Origin of the sequence: Cognatundibacterium rugosum, from assembly GCF_014284365.1 — a bacterium.
GTDB lineage: Bacteria > Pseudomonadota > Gammaproteobacteria > Burkholderiales > Burkholderiaceae_D > Undibacterium > Undibacterium rugosum.
The window spans coordinates 11875-35873 of record NZ_JACOGG010000015.1; the positions used below are offsets into that span (position 1 = coordinate 11875).

At 52.8% G+C, this 23999-nt stretch carries 22 protein-coding genes, 1 tRNA gene and 1 pseudogene; 12 read left to right on the plus strand and 12 right to left on the minus strand.

The genetic code is table 11. The annotated features are described in order from the left end of the window. Positions 1-34: 34 nt before the first annotated feature. Entirely contained in the window at positions 35-1588 is a 1554-nt protein-coding gene (murJ, locus tag H8K47_RS13815) for a murein biosynthesis integral membrane protein MurJ (RefSeq protein WP_186881998.1), read from the minus strand. Between the two features lie 114 nt (positions 1589-1702). Between murJ and H8K47_RS13820 the strand changes: the two genes are divergently transcribed. After that, entirely contained in the window at positions 1703-2791 is a 1089-nt protein-coding gene (locus tag H8K47_RS13820; protein ID WP_186881999.1) for a serine hydrolase domain-containing protein, read from the plus strand. 37 nt (positions 2792-2828) lie between these two features. Here the strand turns inward: H8K47_RS13820 and H8K47_RS13825 are convergent, their stop codons facing one another. Then, complete coding sequence (locus H8K47_RS13825) at positions 2829-3131, minus strand: cupin domain-containing protein (RefSeq protein WP_186882000.1); 303 nt, start codon at positions 3129-3131, stop codon at positions 2829-2831. 178 nt (positions 3132-3309) lie between these two features. Then, complete coding sequence (locus H8K47_RS13830; protein WP_186882066.1) at positions 3310-3789, minus strand: Lrp/AsnC family transcriptional regulator; 480 nt, start codon at positions 3787-3789, stop codon at positions 3310-3312. A 191-nt stretch (positions 3790-3980) separates the two neighbouring features. Here H8K47_RS13830 and kynB point away from each other — a divergent pair, with 191 nt between their 5' ends. The 4 genes from kynB to H8K47_RS13850 all read left to right on the plus strand — a co-directional run bounded on the left by kynB (position 3981) and on the right by H8K47_RS13850 (position 7623). Beyond that, positions 3981-4619, plus strand: coding sequence for an arylformamidase (gene kynB, locus H8K47_RS13835; protein WP_186882001.1), 639 nt, complete (start codon positions 3981-3983; stop codon positions 4617-4619). A 69-nt stretch (positions 4620-4688) separates the two neighbouring features. Next, a complete protein-coding gene (gene kynU, locus H8K47_RS13840) occupies positions 4689-5951 on the plus strand; it encodes a kynureninase (protein ID WP_186882002.1) in 1263 nt (420 codons plus the stop codon). Positions 5952-6045: 94 nt separating this feature from the next. Further along, the gene (gene kynA / locus H8K47_RS13845; protein ID WP_186882003.1) at positions 6046-6900 is read left to right on the plus strand and encodes a tryptophan 2,3-dioxygenase; all 855 of its coding nucleotides are present in this window, start codon (positions 6046-6048) and stop codon (positions 6898-6900) included. A gap of 96 nt (positions 6901-6996) precedes the next feature. After that, complete coding sequence (locus tag H8K47_RS13850; RefSeq protein ID WP_186882004.1) at positions 6997-7623, plus strand: LysE family translocator; 627 nt, start codon at positions 6997-6999, stop codon at positions 7621-7623. Positions 7624-7793: 170 nt separating this feature from the next. Here the strand turns inward: H8K47_RS13850 and H8K47_RS13855 are convergent, their stop codons facing one another. Further along, positions 7794-9599, minus strand: a complete 1806-nt coding sequence (locus H8K47_RS13855; RefSeq protein WP_186882005.1) for an amidohydrolase — start codon at positions 9597-9599, stop codon at positions 7794-7796. A 217-nt stretch (positions 9600-9816) separates the two neighbouring features. Between H8K47_RS13855 and H8K47_RS13860 the strand changes: the two genes are divergently transcribed. Together H8K47_RS13860 and map are read left to right on the plus strand one after the other, a co-directional pair. After that, a complete protein-coding gene (locus H8K47_RS13860; RefSeq protein ID WP_186882006.1) occupies positions 9817-10425 on the plus strand; it encodes a fumarylacetoacetate hydrolase family protein in 609 nt (202 codons plus the stop codon). 98 nt (positions 10426-10523) lie between these two features. Continuing rightward, the gene (gene map / locus H8K47_RS13865; RefSeq protein ID WP_186882067.1) at positions 10524-11324 is read left to right on the plus strand and encodes a type I methionyl aminopeptidase; all 801 of its coding nucleotides are present in this window, start codon (positions 10524-10526) and stop codon (positions 11322-11324) included. Positions 11325-11476: 152 nt separating this feature from the next. On the opposite strand, the gene H8K47_RS13870 is transcribed toward map, so the two are convergent. Continuing rightward, complete coding sequence (locus tag H8K47_RS13870; protein ID WP_230410214.1) at positions 11477-12214, minus strand: DUF4386 domain-containing protein; 738 nt, start codon at positions 12212-12214, stop codon at positions 11477-11479. 220 nt (positions 12215-12434) lie between these two features. Here H8K47_RS13870 and H8K47_RS13875 point away from each other — a divergent pair. Beyond that, positions 12435-12650 (plus strand): annotated as a pseudogene (locus H8K47_RS13875) (M24 family metallopeptidase); the annotation flags it as partial. 273 nt (positions 12651-12923) lie between these two features. On the opposite strand, the gene H8K47_RS13880 reads toward H8K47_RS13875, so the two are convergent. From H8K47_RS13880 to H8K47_RS13890, 3 genes are all read right to left on the minus strand, one after another. Further along, positions 12924-13250, minus strand: a complete 327-nt coding sequence (locus H8K47_RS13880) for a type II toxin-antitoxin system RelE/ParE family toxin (RefSeq protein ID WP_186882007.1) — start codon at positions 13248-13250, stop codon at positions 12924-12926. Next, positions 13247-13522: a type II toxin-antitoxin system Phd/YefM family antitoxin gene (locus H8K47_RS13885; protein WP_186882008.1), complete on the minus strand. Its 276-nt coding sequence runs from the start codon at positions 13520-13522 to the stop codon at positions 13247-13249. The genes H8K47_RS13880 and H8K47_RS13885 overlap by 4 nt, the downstream gene beginning before the upstream one ends. Before the next feature lie 314 nt (positions 13523-13836). After that, positions 13837-13911: transfer RNA gene (locus H8K47_RS13890), tRNA-Arg, on the minus strand. 187 nt (positions 13912-14098) lie between these two features. Between H8K47_RS13890 and H8K47_RS13895 the strand changes: the two genes are divergently transcribed. Both H8K47_RS13895 and H8K47_RS13900 read left to right on the plus strand, forming a co-directional pair. Continuing rightward, on the plus strand, positions 14099-16024 hold the full coding sequence (locus tag H8K47_RS13895; protein ID WP_186882069.1) for an ATP-binding cassette domain-containing protein: 1926 nt from the start codon (positions 14099-14101) through the stop codon (positions 16022-16024). A gap of 109 nt (positions 16025-16133) precedes the next feature. Then, positions 16134-16775, plus strand: coding sequence for a hypothetical protein (locus tag H8K47_RS13900; RefSeq protein ID WP_186882009.1), 642 nt, complete (start codon positions 16134-16136; stop codon positions 16773-16775). A 29-nt stretch (positions 16776-16804) separates the two neighbouring features. Here the strand turns inward: H8K47_RS13900 and H8K47_RS13905 are convergent, their stop codons facing one another. The 3 genes from H8K47_RS13905 to murB form a co-directional block, all read right to left on the minus strand. Then, entirely contained in the window at positions 16805-18106 is a 1302-nt protein-coding gene (locus H8K47_RS13905) for a putative bifunctional diguanylate cyclase/phosphodiesterase (protein ID WP_186882010.1), read from the minus strand. After that, the gene (locus tag H8K47_RS13910; protein ID WP_186882011.1) at positions 18103-19803 is read right to left on the minus strand and encodes an HD-GYP domain-containing protein; all 1701 of its coding nucleotides are present in this window, start codon (positions 19801-19803) and stop codon (positions 18103-18105) included. The genes H8K47_RS13905 and H8K47_RS13910 overlap by 4 nt, the downstream gene beginning before the upstream one ends. Positions 19804-20168: 365 nt before the next feature. Then, positions 20169-21233 carry a UDP-N-acetylmuramate dehydrogenase gene (murB, locus tag H8K47_RS13915; RefSeq protein ID WP_186882012.1) on the minus strand — a complete coding sequence of 355 codons (1065 nt, stop codon included), beginning with the start codon at positions 21231-21233 and terminating at the stop codon, positions 20169-20171. An 84-nt stretch (positions 21234-21317) separates the two neighbouring features. Here murB and H8K47_RS13920 point away from each other — a divergent pair, with 84 nt between their 5' ends. After that, a complete protein-coding gene (locus H8K47_RS13920; protein WP_186882013.1) occupies positions 21318-21809 on the plus strand; it encodes a YajQ family cyclic di-GMP-binding protein in 492 nt (163 codons plus the stop codon). A gap of 56 nt (positions 21810-21865) precedes the next feature. Beyond that, on the plus strand, positions 21866-22507 hold the full coding sequence (locus H8K47_RS13925) for a retropepsin-like aspartic protease family protein (RefSeq protein WP_186882014.1): 642 nt from the start codon (positions 21866-21868) through the stop codon (positions 22505-22507). A 212-nt stretch (positions 22508-22719) separates the two neighbouring features. On the opposite strand, the gene aroG is transcribed toward H8K47_RS13925, so the two are convergent. Next, positions 22720-23781: a 3-deoxy-7-phosphoheptulonate synthase AroG gene (gene aroG, locus H8K47_RS13930; RefSeq protein WP_186882015.1), complete on the minus strand. Its 1062-nt coding sequence runs from the start codon at positions 23779-23781 to the stop codon at positions 22720-22722. Positions 23782-23999 lie beyond the last annotated feature (218 nt).

Sequence of the window (23999 nt, forward strand, 5' to 3'; positions counted from 1 at the left end):
AGCAGATGTATGCGATCCTGCTATTTGCCCTGAATCAGGCTTTGGTCGTTTTGCGGAAATCTTTAAAGCGGAAGCCCATGATACCGAGTGCCGCAAAATACACACCGGCCGAAATCAGTACCAGTCCACACATAATCATTGCGCGCAGGTACGGGGTGGATTTCATTTCCAGCCATGGGAACTGATCTGAAATCCAGGAACAGGTGGCGGCCATGATCAGCAAGGCTGCAGCGAGTTTAATGAAGAAAGGCAGCCAGCCCGCACGTGGCTGATAAATGCCGCGACGACGCAAACCGGTGTACAGCAAACCCGCATTGACGCAAGCGCCCAGACCAACCGACAGCGCCAGCCCGGCATGCGCGAACCAAGGCACGAAAATCAGGTTCATCAACTGGGTAGCGATCATCACTGACAGCGCGATCTTGACCGGGGTACGGATATTCTGCTGCGCGTAAAAGCCAGGAGCCAGAATTTTGACCAGGATCAGACCAATCAGACCGATGCCATACGAAAGCAAGGCATTGGCCGTCATGTGCACGGCATGATCACTGAACTTACCCTGATGGAATAAGGTCGCAGTCAGCGCCTCAGGAATAATTGCCAGTGCCACCGCGGCAGGCATCGCCAGCAAAAATGTGAGCCGCAAGCCCCAGTCCAGCAAGGCTGAATATTCTTCTTTATCGCCATCCGCATTCGCTTTAGACAAACCCGGCAGCAGTATCGTACCCAGTGCCACGCCAAGTATCGCGGTCGGGAATTCCATCAGGCGGTCAGCACTGGCCAGCCAGCTCACACTGCCCGGCACCATACGCGTGGCCAGATTGGTATTGATCAGAATGCTGATTTGTGAAGCCGACACGGCCAACAAGGCCGGTGCCATATTCTTAAGGATGCGGCGCACCCCGGCATCCTGCCAGGCGGTGTCGGGCCGCCAGCCTATGCGTGGCAACATCCCCACCCGTATCAATGCCGGTACTTGTATAGCCAATTGCAGCAAACCACCGACAAAGACCGCAATCGCGAGCGCGTAAATCGGTGTTTCCAAATGCTGTGCCAGCCACAGCGATGCCGCAATCGACGTCAGGTTATACAGTACCGGTGTAAAGGCCGGGATCTTGAATTCACGCCAGGTATTGAGGATGCCGCCAGCCAGCGCCACCATGGACATAAAGCCTATGTAGGGGAACATAATACGGGTCATCACCACACTGGCCGCAAAATCATCCGGCCGGTCGACAAAGCCGCTGGCTGCCGCATACATGATGGCGGGTGCCGCTGCCACGCCTAGCGCGCAGGTCAGCACTAAGGCCCAGACCAGCAAGGTCGCCACATGGTCGATCAGGTCTTTGGTTTTTTGCTCCCCCTGCTGGGTTTTATATTCAGCCAATATCGGCACGAAAGCCTGTGCAAATGCGCCCTCAGCGAACAAGCGGCGCAGCAGATTCGGAATGCGAAAGGCGGTGTTAAACGCATCGGTCATGCCGTCTGCGCCAAATTTGGTGGTGATCAATACGTCGCGCGCCAGCCCCGTGATACGGGAAAGCATGGTCATGCCGCTGATAGAAACGAGAGTCTTTAGTAAATTCATAGGCCAGCATTATAGCCTCTGCACTGCACAATCTTCCGTTTTTCCCCTGATTTGGTACACTCTGGCAGCCGAGCCCCAGCGCTCTTTTCCGCAGTGTTCTTCCGGAGTCCATTTATGTCTGTCTTTTCACGCTACCGCCGCGCCCTGCAGTTGCCGGGTCTTCTGACTGCCCTGTTGCTCAGCACCAGCTTCTGTCTGCCAGCCAGCGCTATCGACAACAGCGGTCTGGAAAAAGCAGCGAATGCGCTGGCACAGTCAGGTTTTCAGGGCGCCGTATTAGCCGCGCGTGGCGATCAGGTCTTGCTGCAAAAAAGCCTGGGGCAGTTTGGTGAGCTGAATCAGACTTTCCGCTTCGCTTCTATCACCAAGCAAATGACGGCAATACTGGTGATGCAGGAGGTAGATGCAGGCAAACTCAGGCTGGATGCGAGTTTAGGCAGTTACTGGCCGGATTATCCGAATGCGGATGCACGAGCAATCACGCTGCGTCAGCTGCTCACGCATTATTCCGGCCTTTACAATGAAAATGCGATCCCCGACTTCCATATGGCGTCGGCCGCACGTGGCGACAATATGCAGGAATTTGCGACTGGCGTGTGCGCTCAGCCACTCAAGGCCAGTCCGGGCAGCAACTTTGATTACAACAACTGTGACTACATGGTGTTGGGTGCGCTGCTGGAACGGCTGAATAAGCAGAGTTTTGCGCAACTGCTCAAAAAAAGAATCTTCCAGGTTGCAGGTATGAAGCAATCCGGGCTGTATAACGCAGCGATGCCAGATAACCGCAGCCACGTGCACGGCATCTTGAATGGACAGCCGGAACCGGAAGTCAATTTCGCCAGTTATGGCGCAGCGGGTTCCAGCTATGGCACGCTGCAGGACTTGCTGGCGATGAATCGCACCTTCATACAAGGCAAACTGATGTCTGCGGCCGCCCGCAGCGAGATGCTAAAACCCAATGCCACCGGTGGCGCGCTGGGCGTCTGGGTCTATCCGTTTGGCGGCGCCGATGCGGCAAAACCTACGGTGATCGTTGAACGTCAGGGCTGGATAGCGGGGATAAGAATATTGAATCTGGTCGATATTGCGAGCGGTAATATCCTGATACTGGTCAGCACCAACGGTGATCTGGATCTGACCCAGACCTGGGCCAATCAAGGCCCGGCCGCTGCGTTACTGAGTGCTTTGATTAAAGTGAAGTGAATGATTACTGAACAATCGCTGCCATACGTGAGCGCACTCAGTTAGCGTTATCGATCATCATTAGCGTACCGAAGCTGCCTCTCGCAACAGCATGGGTTTTACTGGCGGGGACAATGAATAATTCCCCCGCCCTGACCGAAATCACCTTCCCATCCAATTCCAGATTCAACTGTCCATCAAGCACAAACAAGCCCTGATCAAAATCATGCATTTGCTCAGGATAGCCCGTAGCATCCATACGCAAGACTTTCAGGCTGGCACCCGCTGCTTTACCCAGCACGGTACTTTGCCAGGCATCGGGGAGTGCGGCGGCGCGGGATTTAACATGAGTCAGAGGCATAATTGAATCGCAATCTCTAATTACAGCTATTGAACAGGAACAGCACCAACAGGTTTCCGTTTGCGATCAGCAATCGCTAACACATCAACTAAGTACCTAAGTACAGTACCGAAGTAAAGTACCTAAGTACGCAGATAACTAAGCAAATTTGATACCACCGAATCGCAACATGCTGCTGTCAGTATTGATCCTGCATCAGTTCTACTGCGATCTGATGTGTATCCTTTAAAGTCTGCAATACGATATTGGAACGTATATCAAGCACACCTGCGGTTTTATATAAACGTTCCAGCACAAAGCCAGAGTAATGTTTTAAATTCCTGGCGCGCACTTTCAGCAGGTAATTCGCATCGCCAGTGATAATATAAGTCGCCACGACTTCCGGCCATTGCTGCAGTGCCCTAGAGAAATTTTCGTGCCAGTCTTCCACATCACGACGCATCGTCACCTGTACAAATGCCTCTACCTCGATCCCAACTTTGGTGGCATCAATCACCGCACAATAGTGGTGAATAATGCCTGCCTCTTCCAGTGCCCTCACTCTGCGCAAGCACGAGGATGGGGATAAAAACACCTTATCTGCCAAATCCTGATTACTGATACGTCCGTCGGTTTGTAATTGCTGCAAAATTTTCAGGTCGGTCGCATCCAGTTGCATGTATTCGCCTTCATCCGGGTTCAGGTCAAACTGTATTTGCTGCATCACAGCAAATAAATTTAGCGGAAAATTTCAAATATTGTTTATATCTGGCAGTATATTCGACTACATCTGAATTACACCATGCAATTTGCAAGAAATTGTCACGTAATCCGGCATAAAATTACTGCTATTCAATTGCAGGAGTTTTTATGTCCACCGCAACGCATAACAGCCAGATCTGGGACATCAGTCCCGCCATCAAAACCGGCATTCCGGTATGGCCTGGCGATACCGCCTATCAGGCTGACACCACCTGGCAAATCGCCGATGGCTGCCCGGTCAAGGTCAGTAAAATCACGCTGTCTACCCATACAGGCGCGCATTGCGATGCCCCTTCACATTACGATATCGACGGTGCAGCAATCGATGAGGTGGCGTTACACACTTATCTTGGTGCATGTCGTGTGATTGATTGCCAAGGTGCGGCCCAGGTAATGCCTGAACACGTACTGCCGTATCTGAACGCCATCCCGGCGCGCGTGCTGTTTCGCTGCTATACCCAGGCCCCGCAAAGCAGCTGGGACAGCAACTTCCCCAGCGTTGCGGCAAGCACGATTAGTTTACTCGCGCAACACGGCGTTAAGCTGATCGGCATAGACAGCCCTTCGCTCGATCCTCAGGACTCCAAGACGCTCGATGCACATCACTGTATCAAGACACATCAGATGGCCATCCTGGAAGGTATCGTGCTCGACCAGGTAGAAGCCGGCGACTACGAACTGATTTGTCTGCCGCTCAAGCTGCACGGGCTGGACGCCAGCCCGGTGCGTGCGATTTTGCGGCGCTGAAGGCCAGGCATCATTCATCCCTATTTTTCATCATCCACCACTGAACCATTGATAGCAACAGGAGACAGCATGAGCACTACAGTGAACACCGTACTGACCCGCGCCGATTGCGAGCGCATGGATGCCAGCGATGCACTGGCCGCATTGCGCGAGGATTTTTTACTGCCGGAGGGCATGATTTATCTGGACGGCAATTCACTCGGTGCGCGCCCCAAAGCCTCGCTGGAACGTGCACGCCAGGTCATCGAACAGGAATGGGGGCAAGACCTGATCACCAGCTGGAATAAAGCAGGCTGGTTCGATTTACCCTCCACATTGGGTGATCAGCTGGCACCGTTGATCGGTGCAGACAAAGGTGAAGTCGTGGTGACCGATACGACTTCAGCCAATCTGTTCAAAGCGATTGCCGCCGCCCTGCACATGCAGGCCGCACACACAGAACGCAAAACCATCATTACCGAGCGCAGCAACTTCCCTACCGATATCTACATGGCAGAGGGCATCACGCGCTGGCTGGATCGCGGCTATCAAATTGTACTGATCGATCATCCGGAAGAATTAGCCAGTGTGATCAATGAAAAAACGGCACTGGTGATGCTCACGCATGTGAACTACCGCACTGGCTATCTGCACGATATGAAGGCAGTGACGGCACTCGTCCATCAGCACGGTGCACTGGCACTGTGGGATCTGGCACACTCGGCCGGTGCGGTACCAGTGCAGCTGCAAGAGGCGAACGCTGACTTCGCTGTAGGCTGCACCTATAAATATCTGAATGGCGGTCCCGGTGCACCCGCCTTTATCTGGGTGCCGCACAAGCATCATGCGCAGTTTCATCATCCGCTGTCTGGCTGGTGGGGACATGCGAGCCCATTTGCGATGGACCCGCATTTCAGCCCGACACCCGGCATACGGCGCGCGCTGTGTGGCACCCAGCCTATGATTTCGCTGGCCCTGGTGGGCTGCGGTCTGGACGTATTTGGCAAAACCTCGATGCAAGCTTTGCGCACTAAATCACTGGCATTGACCGATCTGTTTATCGCATTGACAGAAAGCCGCTGCGCATCCCATCCATTGAAACTGGTGACACCACGCGCACATGCGCAGCGTGGCAGCCAGGCCAGCTTTGAACATCCGCATGCCTATGCCGTGATACAGGCCTTGATTGAACGTGGCGTAGTTGGTGACTACCGTGAACCCGGTATCATGCGCTTTGGCTTCACGCCTTTATATGTGGGCTTTGCTGATGTCTGGGATGCCGTGGAAACCTTGCGCGACATCCTCGATCAACGCGATTACGACAGCAATTTACAAAAAAATGCAGTAACCTGAGTTCGCCCAAACCTCTCGTTCAAATCCGCATCGTGAGCAGCCGCACTTCAGCCGTGCCGCCACGATGCCGACTCAAATTAAGGAAAAAAATAGCATGAGTTCTCACAACGAATCCGCTGGTAAATGCCCGATGGCCTGGCATGGTGCCCAACTCGATTTCTCTTCATCCATGAGTTATGGCGATTACCTGGGTCTGGATCAGGTACTGAGTGCACAGCATCCGCTGTCGCCCAATCACAATGAAATGCTATTCATCATTCAGCATCAGACCAGCGAACTCTGGATCAAACTGATGCTGCATGAATTACACGCGGTGCGCCGTCAGATCCGCGACAATGATTTGCCACCAGCGTTTAAAATGCTGTCGCGGGTCGCGCGTATCATGGACCAGCTGGTGCATGCCTGGGATGTCCTGGCGACCATGACACCGAGTGAATACACCGCAATCCGCCCTTACCTCGGCGCCTCTTCCGGTTTCCAGTCGCATCAGTACCGCGAACTCGAATACCTGCTCGGCAATAAGAACGCGACCCTGATGGCGGTTCATGAAAGCAAACCCGAAGTGCATGCGACACTGGATGATGCACTGCGCACGCCATCGATTTACGATGAAGCGATATGCCTGATGGCACGTCAGGGTTTGACGATAGATGTGGACCGTCTGGAGCGCGACTGGACCCAGCCAGTGAGCATGAATGAATCGGTGAAAGCGGCCTGGCTGCAGGTATATCAGGCACCGGAACAACACTGGAGCCTGTATGAACTGGCCGAGAAACTAGTGGATATGGAGACCGCATTCCGCATCTGGCGCTTCCGCCATGTGACGACAGTCGAACGCATCATCGGCTTCAAAACCGGTACTGGCGGCACTGCTGGCGTCAGCTATTTGCGCAAAATGCTGGATGTTGTGCTATTCCCCGAGCTGTTTGCGCTGCGTACCGCTTTATAATCGCAGCACTGGCAATAATGCGATGAACACGTCTGTGTCTGGCCAGGACCGCAGCCGGGGCGGTGTTACCCCGGTCAGATCACAGAAAGGCAGCCCATGCTGAGTTTGGAAACCGCCGTCAGTTTTTTAGGCATCTCGATTTTACTCGGGCTCAGTCCCGGTCCGGATAATGTGTTTGTCCTCATGCAGTCGGTCATGCAAGGACGGCGCGCCGGTATGCTGGTCGTGCTGGGCCTGTGTACTGGCCTGGTGGTACACACCACCGCGATTGCGATGGGGCTGGCTGCCGTATTTGCCGCGTCCGCCATGGCCTTTACCGTCATGAAGCTGATCGGTGCTGCCTATTTACTGTATCTGGCTTATGGCGCTTACCACGCACCGGTCAGCACAACCGATGAACAGCGCCCACCGGCCTTGTCTGGCCGCCAGCTGTATCTGCGCGGGATAGTCATGAATCTGACCAATCCTAAAGTCGTGCTGTTTTTCCTGGCTTTTTTGCCGCAATTTGTGTCGGCTGAACGGGGTGCGATTGCACCGCAGTTTTTCCAGCTCGGCGGCATCTTCATCCTGGCCACCCTGCTCGCGTTTGGCAGCATCGCCTGGTTTGCCGCCAGTGCTGGCCAGCGTTTGCGTCGCTCAGCCAGTGCCCAGCGTTGGCTCAACCGCAGCGCGGCGCTGGTGTTTGCCGGTCTGGCAGCCAAGCTGGCGTTCTCACAACGCTAAAACAGCTACATTCAGTCAAATACAAAGTCCGCATCAAATAAGGCTATCCAGCCATTTTTCCGCCAACAGGCGCAGCGGTATTGGGTCTTGCTTATTTTGATCTTGGCATAGAAGTAAAAAAAATCTGCCCCAGGTGCGACCGGGGCAGATTTTTTTATATTGGCTCCAACTTATTTGGCCGCGTCTTTCGCGGCTTTAGCGGATTTCACCGATTTCACCGATTTCACTGAAGCAGGCGCTTTAGCCTGATAAATCGTATTGCCTTCCTTGATGGTTTCCAAAACTTGGATGCTGCGCAAGTGCTCAGGATCTATCGTCATCGGATTGGCGGATAAGACCACCAGATCGGCCAGTTTGCCAGGTTCTATCGAGCCCTTGCTGCCGTCTTCAAAATGCTGCCAGGCAGCCCACAGCGTGATGCTCTTGAGTGCTACTGCAATCGGCAAACGCTGATCCGGGCCCAGGATGTCGCGGCTGCGGGTACGACGGTTGACCACCGCATCCAGAATTGCAATCGCATCCGGAAAAGCCACCGGTGCATCATGATGCTGAGTGAATGTCATGCCACGGTGCAGCGCCGACATGGCAGGTGAAATCCGGTCTGCACGTTGTGGGCCCAGCGTTTCATCGCGATGCCAGTCGCCCCAGTAATACGCATGCATGCCAAAAAACGAAGGCACGATACCCAGCCTTTGCATCGCATCAAGCTGTTCCTCGCGCACGGTTTGTGCATGGATCATCACATTGCGGCGATCCAGCAAACCATACTTCGCCACCGCCTTGCCCACGCCGCTCAGCATCTGATCAGCCGCTGCATCGCCATTGGCATGTACCAGCAATTGCCAGTTATTGGCATAGGCCTTATCGATCAGGCGCTCGGCTTCATCATCACGGAAAGTCGGATAACCACGATAGTCAGCCGGCTTGCCTTTGGGTGGCACATGGTAGGGATGACTCAGAAACGCGGTCTTACCTTGCGGCGAACCATCCAGACTCAGCTTCACACCACCGACCCGAAAATGACCGCGATAGGCGCGCTGATTCCAGGCCGAGCGCATCAATTCATCAGTAAAGGGCATCGCCAGATCAGGATAAGACACCACGTCGATCAACATCTTATTCCCCTGCGCCAGCCCAGCCCAGGTCTTGTTCGAATTTTCGTCAGAGCGCCCATCCTGACCAGTGGTGAAGCCAAAGCGCGCATACAATTGCTGGCCCGCGAGCAGCATCGCCGCGTAGTCCGCAGGTGATGGCTGGATCAGCTTCATACCAGATGCAAACCAGGCGGTTTCTTCCAACACGCCATTGGGCGTTCTGCCATCGGCTTCACGCTGAATCTGACCGCCTTCCGGGTCTTTGGAATCAGCGTTCAGACCGACCATTTGCAGCGCCTTGCTATTGAGTGCACCCAAATGACCCGACTGATGAATCACCAGCACCGGCTTATCGCGCGAGACCGCATCGAGTTCCTGCCGGGTCGGCGCACGCCGCTCTTTCAACTGCGCATCGTCATAACCAAAGCCGATGATGATGCCCTTGCTGCGCGCCAGCGGAGTCGCCGCATACTCTTTGAGTATCTGCTGCAGGGCTGCGATGCTGTTCCCTTTGCCATCCGGCGCTGGTAACAAGTTAGCCGACACCGCTTGCAAACCGGTCATCGACACATGACCATGCGCATCCACAAAACCAGGCAACAGCGTCTTGCCTTTCAAGTCGATCACCTTCGTCGTCGCCGACTTGTGCGCCAGCACGCTTTGCTGATCACCCACCGCAATCACTAAGCCATCCTTGATCGCGAGGGCCTGTGCCGCAGGCTGCGCGTCATTCATGGTGACGATTTGCGCATTGATATAAATTTTATCGGCATCCGCCGCCAAGGCGATACCGCTCATCGCCATCCATCCCAAACCCACTGCCAGATTACGCCACATCGCCTGCTCCTCAGTTAGATGAATTTTTGCTGCATTTTGCTTCATTCAGTCAATTGCCGCATCCCCGCCCTTAGACCGCAGGCACGCCACATCACCAGTTGCGAATCAGGCAGCTGTTCAAATGACATCATGCATCAAAGCGATGCTGCCCACAAACAGATTTTGTCTGCGCCGGATGTGGCTGTAGTCTGCCCCGCTTTCTGAGAAAATTCTCTGCATCAGTTAAACTGTCGCCTTTGCCGCAGACAATTCAGGAGTAAGCATGCATACCGTGACACGCGAAGACCAGACCATCGTGCCGTCTAAAATCGTCTGCGCTGGCAGAAATTATGTCGCCCATATCGCCGAACTCGGCAATGAGGTACCGGCTGAACCGGTGATTTTCCTCAAGCCAAATTCTGCGCTGTCAGAACAATTGCGTGCTGATGGCGAAGACATCCATTACGAAGGCGAAATCAGCTTTTTGCTCAAGAATGGCAAGCTGGACGCCGTCGGTTTCGGCCTCGATCTGACCCGCCGTGCAGTACAAACCAGCCTGAAAAAACAGGGCTTGCCTTGGGAACGCGCCAAGGCCTTTGATGGCTCGGCCGTGTTCAGCCGCTTCGTGCACTTTGATGGCAATCCCGAAGAATTAAGACTGGAATTATGGATAGACGGTCAGTTGGCGCAACAAGGCGGCACGCCGCTGATGCTGTTCAAACCGGCGCAATTGCTGGCATCGATACAAAGTTTTATGAGCCTCAATGATGGCGACATCCTCATGACCGGCACGCCGGAGGGCGTGGGCCCGGTACGCCAGGGTGCCAGTTACTGCGGCCGGATTTATGCCGGTGACAGCCTGCTGGTCGAACACAGCTGGATCGCTATCTGAATTGAGCGCAAACACTAAGCATTAAATACACCAACAGCAGCGTGTTGCAGCACCACCGTCAAACGGGCTACGACATACTGACACTACTGAGAATCATGATGAAGCACAGAAGTAAAATCCCCTATCACAACGCAGCTAACATAGAAAAATCGCGGATTGCAGCAAAACTGGCAGCCGACGTGCTGCATATGATCACACCGCATGTTAAAGCTGGTGTCAGCACTGAACAGCTGGATCAGATCTGCCACGACTACATCGTCCATGTACAAAAAGCGATACCCGCCAATATTGGCTACCACGGTTTTCCTAAGACTATTTGCGCCTCTGTGAATCAGGTGATTTGCCACGGCATCCCATCCGGCCTGGTACTGAATGAGGGCGACATCCTCAACATTGACGTCGCGGTGATCAAAGATGGCTGGTACGGCGATACCAGCCGTATGTATCTGGTCGGCGCAGTCAGCGCCGAAGCGCAACGACTGGTGCGTACCACCTATGACTCGCTGTGTGCCGGTATCCGTCAGGTTCGTCCGGGCAATACGCTGGGCGATGTGGGCTACGCGATACAACAAGTCGCAGAAAAAGCTGGCTACAGCGTGGTCAGGGATTACTGTGGTCATGGCATAGGCAAGATTTACCATGATGAACCGGAAGTGCGCCACTATGGCCGTCGCGGTGAAGGTATCGTGCTGCAGCCGGGTATGATCTTCACCATAGAACCCATGATCAATGCCGGTAAAGCCGCGACCCGCCAGCTGGCCGATGGCTGGACCGTAGAAACCCGCGACGGCTCATGGTCCGCGCAATGGGAACATATGGTCGTCGTCACAGAAAGCGGCTGCGAAGTGCTGACCGCCTGGCCTGAAGCCGATCCGGCTTATCCGGATGTGTTTGCTTAATTCCTGATTGGTCGTGGTGGTGTGGGCGCAGTGAAAAACTGCTCAGCCCACACTGCTTCTGGCTGCAGCGATGAATTAGCACTTCCAGCCGCTAAACAGCTGATGTTGCCATGTCGATGCCGATGAACCGTTAGAGATACTAAGTTATCGTGCTAATTGCCCCCGTCCTTTGTGGTCCTGAATACCACATGCTCTGATTTGACACCCTTCACCAATAACCATAGACACAGGGTCGACTCACCGATCAGCGGGGGGATAAGGATGGATGGTGTGAGCAGGTTTGAGAACGCTGGCGTAAAAAGCGCTGCAAAACACGCGATCAAATAACAGATACCGGCAAGCTGTAACAAGAGACCTATAAGTTTAGGTAAGTACCCTGACTTAAAGATCAGATAACCATTCACCAGACAAGCCAAACCAAAGAAGATCAACGCAATATTGAATGCGACGTTGTGCGACTTCAGCGCAATATTCGCCAAGACCTGTACCTGATGCACATCAAAGACAGTCAGGTAATCTGGATTATTCAATATTGGTAAGATCAGTAGCAGGAAGACTTTGCTGACAGCCTCGACAGCCAGCGACACAACACCCAGCAGCAAAGAAAGCTGCATCAGCGGTTTATTGACCTTGCTAAGAAACAAATATTCTATCCACAATTGCGGAACTGCAAAAACAACCACGAATAAATTTGCGGCGACACCCAGACTCCATAAGCCTGGTGAAGCGAGAATATTCTGCGCCGACGCCGCAACATTTCCGGCGACGACGAGTTTGTCGGTGACAAAACCCTCAGCAAAACCACCAAACACGATTACCAGCAGATATAAGCCCCCCCAAAGTCGGGCATAAACTTGTGGGGAATGCTCAAGGGATTTGAGTTTCATCATTTGTTATTCCACTCTATAAAAGTAATCCGACAATGAGAATTCTACTTCCGCCAGCTTGTGCGTCCACGTGTTCATACCCCACATAAGGGAAGCCTCCTGCATGAAGCACAGGACTTTATAGAGCAAAGCACCTTCATCTGTACAGACAAATATCTGCGTAGTGTAAGAAAAATGTACTGCCTATGTCGATATTACAAAGCACAGTGCTATCGTGGCTATTCTGCTGCTGCAGCCGGGTATGATCTTCACCATAGAACCCATGATCAATGCCGGTAAAGCCGCGACCCTCCAGCTGGCCGATGGCTGGACCGTAGAAACCCGCGACGGCTCATGGTCCGCGCAATGGGAACATATGGTCGTCGTCACAGAAAGCGGCTGCGAAGTGCTGACCGCCTGGCCTGAAGCCGATCCGGCTTATCCGGATGTGTTTGCTTAATTCCTGATTGGTCGTGGTGGTGTGGGCGCAGTGAAAAGCTGCTCAGCCCACACTGCTTCTGGCTGTCGCAATATGTGCCGCATTTTGCGCGCAAATTTGACGGAAACCCGTACTGATGCGTGCATCGCAAGTCGGGCAAAAACGCCTGTGCGGTCAAAGCATTCGACTTCGTAAAAAGTACGGCTAACAAACTATTAGAATGTTAAAACACGGTGTGTGTACGGTATCAATAATTTTATGTTACCCGATTGGTATTTCGAATAATTTGAGCATTTATCTGCTCATTAGCCTATCGTAGAGCACACTGGGGAAATCTCTGTTCGTATCGACAAACATATGGACGAAAATTTCCTCTTCTTTTATCTGGTAGATGATTCTTGTTTTTCCTACGAGTCGTTGACGATAATGAACAAGTCCAATCGCTTCAATCTCCTCAGGGACAGAGCCAGCAAGTGGCATCTCGGCTATCTGTTTGAGCATTTTCTTGAAGTCTGATTCGACAGTCATCCAGACCTGATCGCCAAATTTTCTCTTCACATAGCCGCGTATTTCACGATAGTCGTCCTTGGCATAAGCTAGGACCTGGACTTTGTAGCTCATTGCTGATTTTCCTTGTCCATCTCAGCAAAGAAAGAATCGGCATCTTGGAACTTACCTTCTTCAATTTGTTTGTTGCCCAGTGCGAGGATTTTCAGCAACGCCATGGTTTCTTGTTGCTTCTGGTAGCTGTCGATGTCCATGACCACCATCTTCGCTTCCCCGTTCTGGGTGATAATTAAAGGATCGCTGTGGTTCTCGCTGAAGTCCCTGGCAATCTCTGCTGCGTTTGCCTTCAAGAATGAAATAGGTCTGATTTGTTCGGAAAGCTTCATGATCACTCCTGGTGAACAATTGACAATAAGTCCAATTATGGTCTGAATATAGTCTCATTATGAGACTTTTAGGCTAACCAGGTCAAATTTTCAATCGTGAAGAATGCGCCTTCTCTGCACTACCTGAGTTGCTGCCATCAGATTTTTCAACGACATAGAAGCAATGCGTAAATCGTGCGTAATTCAAGTTCGAATCGAAGCAAAAACGAGCTTACATGAGGGTATTTCAGACTTTTAGAAACCTGCCAGGAACGCCTGAAACCTATGTTAGATATGGGTTTGAGGAAAATTGCCAGATATTAAGATGTAGGGACTGGTCCCGCCGACAGGAATCGAACCTGTATCTTACGCTTAGGAGGCATACGTTCTATCCATTGAACTACGGCGAGACACGGTGTGAAACGCCGTGACGGCGCTTCAGCAAGCCCGTCATCTTACCTGACTGGACAGCAACAATCAATTCACGCTTGCATACAGGATGCGGCGCAGATGGTGGAAGCTGCGGCGGTCTCGCGTACAATACGGGTTTTTCAATGCTGTGCGGCACCACGGGCTGCGCACTTCCCTCAGGAATTTATGGCTGTTATTTCATTAAGCGATGCCCAACTGGCATTCGGTCACGTAGCTTTGCTCGATCATGCAGAGTTTTCCCTGGAAACCGGCGAACGTGTCGGTCTGATCGGCCGCAATGGCACGGGCAAGTCTTCCCTGCTCAAAATTATCGCACGCACGTCCAAGATAGATGACGGTTTGCTGGTGATGCAGCAAGGTCTGAAAATCGCTTATGTGGAACAGGAGCCGCAATTCTCTGCTGAGATCAGCGTGTTTGATGCAGTCGCTTCCGGTCTGGGTGAGTTGCCTGCGCTGTTGCAGGAATATGAAAGCCTGACCGGTCAGTTTGGCGGTGACAATGACGATGCGCTGATGGAGCGCATGCATGACATACAGGTGATACTGGATGCGGCCGATGCCTGGAGCCTGAACAACAAAGTCGAAACAACCCTGGATAAACTGAATCTGCGCCGTGATTCCATCATGGGCACCTTGTCCGGCGGGATGAAAAAACGGGTGGCGCTGGCCTGCGCCCTGGTCGGTGCACCAGACGTGCTGCTGCTGGATGAACCGACTAACCATCTGGATTTCTCATCGATCAAATGGCTGGAAGGCCTGCTCAAAGACTTCAAAGGCAGCGTGTTATTTATCACGCACGACCGCTCTTTCCTGGATAACGTGGCGACCCGTATCGTGGAACTGGATCGCGGCAAGCTGACTTCTTTCCCGGGCAATTTCAGCACTTACCAGACGCGTAAAGAAGAACAGCTGGAAATCGAAGAAACTGAAAATGCCAAGTTCGATAAGCTGCTGGCACAAGAGGAAATCTGGATACGCAAAGGCGTGAAAGCGCGCCGCTGCCGCGATGAAGGACGGGTACGCCGGCTGGAAGATCTGCGTCTGCAGCGCAGCGCCAGACGCGACCAGCAAGGTCAGGTCAAACTCGATATCACGACCGGTGAACGCTCAGGCAAAATCGTGGCGGAATTGGAAAATGTAGGCAAATCCTTTGGCGACAAAGTGATCGTCAAAGACTTCTCCAGCATCATCCTGCGCGGTGACAAAGTCGGCCTGATCGGCCAGAACGGTGCCGGTAAAACCACCTTGCTGAAACTGATACTCGGTGAAGATCAGCCTGACAGCGGTATGATCAAACAGGGCAGCAAACTGCAGGTCGCTTATTTTGACCAGATGCGTGCGCAACTGAATGAAGACACCAGTCTGGCCGATACCATTTCGCCGGGCAGTGACTGGGTTGAAGTGAATGGTCAGCGCAAGCATGTGATGTCATATCTGGGTGACTTCCTGTTCGCACCGGAACGCGCACGTTCGCCGGTGAAATCACTGTCCGGTGGTGAGCGTAACCGCTTATTGCTGGCGCGCCTGTTCGCGAAACCAGCCAATGTGTTGGTGCTGGATGAACCGACCAATGATCTGGATATCGATACGCTGGAATTGCTGGAAGAATTATTGGAAGACTATAACGGCACCGTCTTCCTGGTCAGCCATGACCGCACCTTCCTCGACAATGTGGTCACGCAGGTCATCGTGTCTGAAGGCGAAGGCCAGTGGCGTGAATTTATCGGTGGCTATACCGACTGGGAACGTTATCGCGATACCGTCAGCAGCAAGCCAGCGAAACAGGAAAGCAAAGCGGATAACAAAGCCAATACCGGGAACACGGCAGCCAGTGCAAACAGTGCAGCAACCGCAGCCAAAGGCAAAAAACTCAGCTACAAAGAACAGCGTGAGCTGGAAGAATTGCCTAAACTGATCGCGCAACTGGAGCAGGAACAGGCCGCCATTACCGCAAAACTTAGCGACGCTGACCTGTACAAAAATGGACCGGATCAAGCCAACCAGTTGAATGCGCGTTTTGCAGAAATTGATGAGCAATTGCTGGAAGCACTGGAAAAGTGGGAAAACATAGAAGCTAAATCCAAGGGTTGAGCGCCATCAACGCCAGTCTACACTTGGAGAGGGGTAGTGTGATCACCATGCCCTCTCCTGTATTCAAATTTTCAGCATCATTGGGGCTCACCTGAGCAAGGAGTCGTGTATGTCAGTGTCATCCCGTCATTGTTTAGCCGCGCTGCTGCTGAGTCTCTTTACGCCGCTGCTGACGGCGCAGAATCTTTACCGCTGTGGTAGCAGCTATCAGGATAAACCCTGTGACCCGGGTCAGAAATCCCAGATCATCGGCACCTTACCTGGCAATGGAAACAACGGAATTCCGCGTGCAATACTAGATGGCGAATGTACACGGCGCGGTGAAGAGGCCAAGAAAATTATCTGGATGCGCGAAGGCGGAGCCACCCAGGATGCCTTGCTGGCCGAAGCAAAAACCGAGGACCGGCGTAAGCTGATCAGCGATATTTATGCGCAACGTGGCAATTCCAGCGATGTGCGCAACGCGATAGAAAAAGACTGTTTGCAGGAAAAGCTGCGGCATATGCCGCTACCGGCCACTCCGGCGTCTCCGGCATCTCCTGCTGCACCTGGCGCACCCGTTGCGCCAACTGCGCCCGCTGCACCAGCGGCTCCGCCTGCACCTGTCAGCCCTGCTGCTCAGCAAGCGGCACAAAAACAGTTGTGCAGTCAGCTCAAAGAAATCAGTAAGCGTGCGCCAGCTGAAGGCCAGGGAAAAGGTGCACCCGACCTGAGTCAGCAAATCAAGGCGCTGGGTTGCGATAAAAACTAAGCAAAGTCAACAATTCAGGAAGTCAGCATTCAGCCGGGCGACGCCTCTGCCTTGCGGTGAAAGTCGGCACACCAGATCAGCAACTCCTGTGCGGGCATGGGTTTGGCGAAGTAATAGCCCTGAATCTGCTCGCACTCCATCGCGATCAGCGCCTGCAGGGTTTCCAGGCGCTCCACCCCTTCTGCCACTACCGGCAAACCAAAGTTATGCGCGAGGTCGATAATACTCTGTACGATTTGCTTATCCTGCAGTGATTCCGTCATGTTATCGACAAATACCCGGTCGATTTTGAGTTCATCAATCGGGAAGCGGCGCAGGTAAGCAAATGAAGAATAACCTGTACCAAAATCATCAATCGCGAGGGGGAAGCCCAGTCGCTTCAGTTCACTCAGGACTTCTACTGTCTTGTCCAGATCACGTATCAGCGCACTTTCAGTAATTTCCAACCCTATGCTGCCGGGTTCAGCAAACCAGACCTCCATTTTGTGCGCCAGAGTGCGTGGCAAATCGGGCTGACTTAGCAAACGGGCGGATAAATTGACCCAGACTGTGACATCCAGACCAGCCATTTTCCAACCTGAGGTTTCGCGCAATACGGCGCTGAGTACCTGTAGCGTCAACGCTTCGACCAGGCCGCAACGCTCCACCGTATCGATCAACACGTTAACCGGCACAAACTGTGGATGATCAGACGGCCAGCGCACCAGCGCCTCCACCGATACCACGCGATTGCTACGGATATCCACTTTGGGCTGATACACCACCCGCAACTCATTTGCGTCGATCACATCGGCGATCAGCTTGGGCAGGTTATCGGGCATCAGACTGTTTTTCACATCCCGTTCTGCCAGCGCATAGCGTTGATGTTCAAGTAAGGCCCCTTTTTGTGCCTGATCTGCCATGCGTAACATGGATGCTGCATTCATCCCCTCCATGGGTGCAAGAGCGACACCTATGCTGGGATAAAAATGAATGCTGTGACTATCCAGCGTCAGGGGGGTATCCAATACGCCAAGCAAGCGGTGTACCGCCAGCAATGCCAATTCCTGCGCAGCCAGGCCAGGTAACATAAACCAGCATTCATTGTCACCCACAAACACGGCACTATCCTGAGGCCGCAGACCGGGCTGTATGCGCTGCCACAACCGGGACTGCACTTCCTGAGCATAACTGGTGGAAATCAGGGCCGCAATGCGGTCACTGCGCTGCAGCTGCAGTATCAGCACCGCCAGGGTATTGCCTGCGCCACACGCGCTAATTTCCTGTTGCAGCTGGATAGAAAATTCAGCACAGGAACTCAGGTGCCGTGCGCCGGCTTTAGTCAGATTCATGATGATTTCGCCTGATAAAAACGTCTGCTGTCTATGCCATAGGCACCGTCCGGTAAGCCACGCAGGATGCGGATCTGGGTCTGCCCTTCGGATTTATCCTGATGCATCAGACTGAAGACATAGGGCTGTTCCAGCTGATTTTTGTCGCGGTCAGTCAAGATCAGGATTTTAGGTTCCAGTCGACGTAACTTATTGTGCTCTAACACGATGGCGGCCTCACCGGTCGATAATTCAATCAGACTCCCTATCGGAAAAATACCGATTGCCTGCACAAAGTCTTCAACCAGCGGTGCATGCAATTGACTATCCGCTTCGCGAAATAACTCTTTCATCGCATCAAATGCAGAGCGTGTCGAATCATAAGAACGCTGCGAGGTCATGGCAGCGAAACTGTCCGCAATCGCTGCCATGCGCCCAAAGATACTGATTTCATTCCCCTTGAGTCCAGCCGGATAACCGCTGCCGTCAAGCCGCTCATGATGCTGACTGATTCCCAGATACACATTGTGCGACAGCGGACCATTGCTTTGCAATTTACGCAGGCTGAAATCAACATGGGTACGCATCATTTCACTTTCGTCGTCTTCCAGCTTACCCGGCTTTTTTAATAACTCGTCAGGCAGGCTCAGCTTGCCCACGTCCAGTAACAGGCCAATCAGGCCTAACTCATTCAACTGCGGACGTGCAAATCCAAGATGACGTCCGAGCACCATCAGATAAACGGCGACTTTAATACCGTGGTTATAGGTCTCGGTATCTTCAGACTGCATACGGATCAGCCACATCAAGGCAGAGGGATTCGCGATGATACTTTCAGTCAGCAGCATGACCGCGGGCTTGACCTGTTCCACCTCCAGCTCTTTGCCGTTTTTTATGTCGTCCGACATACGGCTCAAAAATTCCTGAGTACGCTCCACCGCAACACTGGCGTGGCCCAGTTCTTCCTGCATCGGCGCCCGGTCCTGATAAATCACCAGATTCAGCGTCTGGGGTATATGTTCAGGATGCTGTTTACGTTTGCGGAAATGCTGGCGTTTGCGGGTATCGGCAACGGGCTTGGCCTTATTCCATTCGATCACCCACTCCTGAGCACGCTCCACCCAGCTCAGCGGCGCGTAAATCACATCACGCGGATACAGGGTTTCAATAAAATGGCTGAATACCTGGGTGGAAGGCGGCACCAGTTTAGAACTGAGGTCTGCATGTGACACACTGCTCTGCACGACTACCTGATGAGTGAAGCGCAAATAATACGGTTCAGGCTGACTGGCTCTGGGTTGCTGCGCCATACGGCGCGCTTGCAGATACGCCGATGCACTTGGCTTTTCAAACAATTGTCGGACGCCATGCTGGACTTTCGCCAGCACGGATTGCTCAGTCTCAGGTGGCGCTGTATACGTCACACGCAGCGTGGAGTCGCCCGGATGCAGATCAGCAGCGATGTCCGGATTTTCTTCATGAAAGCTGTCCCAGGGCAAATGCAATAATGCGCCCGGGTCGCTGCGACTCGGATCGATGGTGAGCTGATTCACCATGCCTTGCAGCGTTTGTAAATCGATCAGTTCGGTCAGCAAAAAGCCCTGTATCAGAAAATCCGTTTTTTCCCAGGGGCGATCCAGTTCCGCAACAAACATGCCGGTACGCAGGTCCGCGATACTGATAACCAGACTGTGACGTAATTTTCTCTTTTCACGCATGTGAGGTAATCTGCTTTTGATGGAGTTCAGTCATTGTAAGAATAAAGAAACCGGGAGAGCAGGAATAAACCACTTGTGGTGATCGCTCAATACCTTAGCACAGCTTGCAGCAATTGCAATTCTGCATCGGATTGAGCGTACAGAAATGCAGCATTCAAGCTCTTGATCTGCAACACATTGTCACGAACGACGTGTTTAGCTCGCGCCCCGAAATTTCCACATGGAAACAATTAAGATGATACGCTGAACACTTTCTCTATAGACAAATTATAGGCAAAGAAAACGTTAAAGATGGATACAGCTTATTCCGTGTCAGTCGATGTCAGTATATGCAGAATGATGCATCTACCTGATTTAACACATGCTCACATGCCTTGTGGCGTACCTGCAAATACGGGCTCTGCTTCGAGGCTGACCTGAAATAAGGCCCTGACATCCTGCTCTATCGCCGTTGCCAGTGCGCGAATATCTGCCCCCGTTGCCTGGCCACGATTGACCAGCACCAACGCTTGTTTTTCATAGACGCCAGCACGCCCCAAATGCCTGCCTTTCCAACCAGCTTTTTCTATCAGCCAGCCCGCAGCCAGCTTGTAGCGGCCATCGTCCAGTGCATAGCTGACCAGCTCAGGAAACTGTGCCAGTAAGCTTGTGCGTTGTGCCGCACTCACGACCGGATTCTTAAAAAAACTGCCTGCATTTCCAATTTGAGCCGGATCCGGCAATTTGGACTGGCGGATGGCGATCACCGCATTGCAAATGTCTTGCGCGGCCGGTGTGGTGATACCTGACTGATCCAGAAAACGCTGCACATCGGCGTAGCCCAGGCGCGGCTGCCAGCTCCGAGGCAAGGCCAGTGTGACCTGCAGGATAGTCAGGCGTCCCTTGAATGCCTGTTTGAAAATACTGTCGCGGTAGGCAAATTGACAGGCTGCCTTATCGAGCGTGACCAGCTCACCGCTATCCCAGTCAAACGCGTCCAGATGATGGAACACGTCCTTGAGCTCGAGTCCGTAAGCACCGATATTTTGCACCGGTGCCGCACCAACTGTGCCCGGTATCAGGGCCATATTTTCCAGTCCGCCGATACCTTGTGCCAAGGTCCACAACACCAGCTCATGCCAGCTTTCACCGGCTGCTGCCTGCACATACACGGTATCGGCATCGCTGCCAACGATTTGCTTGCCTTTCAAACACATATGCAAAACCAGCAGGTCAAGACGGTCGGCCAGCACCAGATTGCTGCCGCCACCCAGTATCAGCCTGGGCATAGACATCAGTTGCGGATGCTGTCGAACAGATTGCAAATCCGCCAAGCTGTGGACCTCAGCAAAATGGCTGGCAATCGCGGCGATACCGAAGGTATTGTGCTGACGCAAAGAGAACTCATTGGATACAACCAGCGGGTTCGGATGGATAGGTAAATTTGTCATAAGGCGAAATTATAACGTTTGGATTCTGTGCCAGTCGCACATTTGATAAAATGCGCTACGTTTACAATTCATCAGGAAAGTTTTATGCCATCGTTTGATACCGTCTCCGAAGCCAATATGGAAGAAGTGAAAAATGCGATCACCCAGTCGAATAAGGTGATCACGAACCGCTTTGACCTGAAAGGCACCAGCGCGAAAGTTGAACTGAAAGATAAAGAACGCGAAGTCATTATTTACGGCGACTCCGAATTCCATTTGGATCAAATCCTCATCGAAGTCACTCAGACTATGGGCAAACGTAAAGTGGATGTGCGCTTCCTGGACATGGGTAAAGTCGAAAAAATCGGCGGCGATAAAGTGAAACAAGTCATCAAAGTCAAAAATGGGATTGAGTCTGATGACGCCAAGAAAATCGTCAAAATCATCAAAGACAGTAAGATGAAGGTCCAGGCCAGTATTCAGGGGGATGCGGTGCGAATTCAGGGCGCCAAACGCGACGACCTGCAAGCCGCTATGGCCTTGTTGCGCAAAGAAATGAAAGATCTGCCGCTGGATTTTAATAACTTCCGCGACTGATACCACACGAAAACGGTCCTTCCAGCGCAGTCCCCTTCATCCTCAGGGTCACCAGTATGAAACTGCCAGCACTTTTCGCCATATTTTTAGTAAGTACATGCTGCAGCAGTCTGGCGGCCGCAGCCAATATCGGTGTAGTTGCTATCCTGTCTGGTAAGGCAATACTGGTCATTGATGGCGCTGCGCCCAAGACCTACGAAGTGGGCGCCATGCTGAATGGCGAAACGCGTCTGCTCGCCGTCGATGGCGACAATGCCACCATCAGCACCAACGGCAAACGACAAGTACTGCGGCTGGGACAAACCGACTACAAAACAGGCGGTGGAACATCTAACCAGGTGGTGCTGAAAGCGGGCGACCATGGACATTTCATGGCACCAGCCAGCATCAATGGCGTCGCACTCAGCATGATGGTGGATACCGGTGCCAGCCTGATCGCGCTGCCGGCCAGCGAAGCCCGGCGTATAGGCATCAATTACAAGGCTGGCCGCCCCGGTCGCGCCAATACCGCAGGCGGCGTGGTCAATACCTATCTGATCAAACTCGATAGCATCAAGATCGGCGATATCGAATTATTCCAGGTTGATGCCTCTGTCATCGAAGCCGGACTCAGCATGCCGCTGCTCGGCATGTCCTTCCTGAATCGCATGGAAATGCGACGTGAAGGTGAACAGATGACGCTGACTAAGCGCTTCTGACACCCACACTCACAGATAAACGCTTAGCCAAGCCAAATGCGGCATTCAGCACAAGAAAGTGTTTCAATTCAGATATAGGCCATACCAAGACTGGCTGCCAAGGTATCCATTAAAGTCCCGTAATAGCGAAATCCGCATAGTTTTCAAATGGAAATTTTAGCGATCAGCGCAGTCAGCCCACGCCGATCGCTGTCACTGTTGGCGTATCCGGCTTATTCAGAATGCGATAAACGACGCTGTTTAACGGCTGCTGCCAGCCCTTCCAGCACCTGCACACTGGACTCCCAATCGATACATCCATCCGTCACTGACTGGCCATAGACCATCTCCTTGCCCGGCACCAGATCCTGACGGCCCGCGACCAGATGCGACTCCACCATGACACCCACGATACGGGTATCACCGGCTGCGACCTGGCTTGCAATATCGGCGCAAACCGGGATTTGATTCGCTGGGTTTTTAGAGCTGTTGGCGTGCGAAGCATCAATCATCAGACGCGATGCCAGCCCTGCATTGGCAATATCCTTACAGGCAGCATCCACACTGGCGGCATCATAATTGGGTGTCTTACCGCCACGCAGTATGATGTGGCAATCTTCATTGCCATTGGTCGACACGATGGCAGAGTGGCCGCCTTTGGTCACCGATAAAAAGTGATGCGGCTGCGAGGAAGCCTTGATCGCGTCAACTGCGATTTTGACATTGCCATCGGTACCATTTTTAAAGCCGACCGGGCAGGATAAACCCGACGCCAGTTCACGGTGTACCTGGGATTCTGTGGTACGGGCGCCAATTGCACCCCAGCTGATCAGGTCAGCAATATATTGAGGACTGATCACATCCAGGTATTCTGTACCCGCTGGCAAACCCAGTTCATTAATATTCAACAGCAGCTCGCGCGCCAGACGCAAGCCGTCGTTAATGCGGAAGCTGTTATCCATGTAAGGGTCGTTAATCAAGCCCTTCCAGCCTACTGTGGTGCGCGGCTTTTCAAAATAAACGCGCATCACAATTTCCAGTTCACCCAGAAAACGCTGACGTTCCGCCGCCAGTTTGTGGGCATACTCCATCGCTGCTTTGGTATCGTGGATAGAGCAAGGCCCGATTACGACCATCAGCCGGTCGTCCTGACCGTGCAAAATCCTGTGCAGCGCGGTGCGGGCATTGGCCGCTGTTTCGGATGCGATTTCTGAACACGCAAATTCGCGGATCAGGTGGGATGGCGGGACCAGCTCTTTCATCTCGCGGATGCGTAAGTCGTCAGTACGTTGCATGGTTTCTCCTGAAAATTTTCAATGGTTTAATTCGTCAACTTATTCTTAGGGCTTACCCGCTACCATCAACGCATTCTGCATACCGGTCTGATCGGGCCTGATCTGGCCACTGCAATTCAGACTACCCCTGTCGGGTACACAATACGCAAACACGGATCAAACAGCAGGTAAAAAAAAACCGCCATCACTGGCGGTTTTTTAGAATTCTGGTTGGGCTC

What these genes read in the sequence shown, in the direction of transcription:
- murJ (WP_186881998.1), bottom strand. Translation starts at nt 1,588, where the DNA reads ATGAATTTACTAAAGACTCTCGTTTCTATCAGCGGCATGACCATGCTT.
- H8K47_RS13820 (WP_186881999.1), top strand. Translation starts at nt 1,703, where the DNA reads ATGTCTGTCTTTTCACGCTACCGCCGCGCCCTGCAGTTGCCGGGTCTT.
- H8K47_RS13825 (WP_186882000.1), bottom strand. Translation starts at nt 3,131, where the DNA reads ATGCCTCTGACTCATGTTAAATCCCGCGCCGCCGCACTCCCCGATGCC.
- H8K47_RS13830 (WP_186882066.1), bottom strand. Translation starts at nt 3,789, where the DNA reads ATGCAACTGGATGCGACCGACCTGAAAATTTTGCAGCAATTACAAACC.
- kynB (WP_186882001.1), top strand. Translation starts at nt 3,981, where the DNA reads ATGTCCACCGCAACGCATAACAGCCAGATCTGGGACATCAGTCCCGCC.
- kynU (WP_186882002.1), top strand. Translation starts at nt 4,689, where the DNA reads ATGAGCACTACAGTGAACACCGTACTGACCCGCGCCGATTGCGAGCGC.
- kynA (WP_186882003.1), top strand. Translation starts at nt 6,046, where the DNA reads ATGAGTTCTCACAACGAATCCGCTGGTAAATGCCCGATGGCCTGGCAT.
- H8K47_RS13850 (WP_186882004.1), top strand. Translation starts at nt 6,997, where the DNA reads ATGCTGAGTTTGGAAACCGCCGTCAGTTTTTTAGGCATCTCGATTTTA.
- H8K47_RS13855 (WP_186882005.1), bottom strand. Translation starts at nt 9,599, where the DNA reads ATGAAGCAAAATGCAGCAAAAATTCATCTAACTGAGGAGCAGGCGATG.
- H8K47_RS13860 (WP_186882006.1), top strand. Translation starts at nt 9,817, where the DNA reads ATGCATACCGTGACACGCGAAGACCAGACCATCGTGCCGTCTAAAATC.
- map (WP_186882067.1), top strand. Translation starts at nt 10,524, where the DNA reads ATGAAGCACAGAAGTAAAATCCCCTATCACAACGCAGCTAACATAGAA.
- H8K47_RS13870 (WP_230410214.1), bottom strand. Translation starts at nt 12,214, where the DNA reads ATGATGAAACTCAAATCCCTTGAGCATTCCCCACAAGTTTATGCCCGA.
- H8K47_RS13880 (WP_186882007.1), bottom strand. Translation starts at nt 13,250, where the DNA reads ATGAGCTACAAAGTCCAGGTCCTAGCTTATGCCAAGGACGACTATCGT.
- H8K47_RS13885 (WP_186882008.1), bottom strand. Translation starts at nt 13,522, where the DNA reads ATGAAGCTTTCCGAACAAATCAGACCTATTTCATTCTTGAAGGCAAAC.
- H8K47_RS13895 (WP_186882069.1), top strand. Translation starts at nt 14,099, where the DNA reads ATGGCTGTTATTTCATTAAGCGATGCCCAACTGGCATTCGGTCACGTA.
- H8K47_RS13900 (WP_186882009.1), top strand. Translation starts at nt 16,134, where the DNA reads ATGTCAGTGTCATCCCGTCATTGTTTAGCCGCGCTGCTGCTGAGTCTC.
- H8K47_RS13905 (WP_186882010.1), bottom strand. Translation starts at nt 18,106, where the DNA reads ATGAATCTGACTAAAGCCGGCGCACGGCACCTGAGTTCCTGTGCTGAA.
- H8K47_RS13910 (WP_186882011.1), bottom strand. Translation starts at nt 19,803, where the DNA reads ATGCGTGAAAAGAGAAAATTACGTCACAGTCTGGTTATCAGTATCGCG.
- murB (WP_186882012.1), bottom strand. Translation starts at nt 21,233, where the DNA reads ATGACAAATTTACCTATCCATCCGAACCCGCTGGTTGTATCCAATGAG.
- H8K47_RS13920 (WP_186882013.1), top strand. Translation starts at nt 21,318, where the DNA reads ATGCCATCGTTTGATACCGTCTCCGAAGCCAATATGGAAGAAGTGAAA.
- H8K47_RS13925 (WP_186882014.1), top strand. Translation starts at nt 21,866, where the DNA reads ATGAAACTGCCAGCACTTTTCGCCATATTTTTAGTAAGTACATGCTGC.
- aroG (WP_186882015.1), bottom strand. Translation starts at nt 23,781, where the DNA reads ATGCAACGTACTGACGACTTACGCATCCGCGAGATGAAAGAGCTGGTC.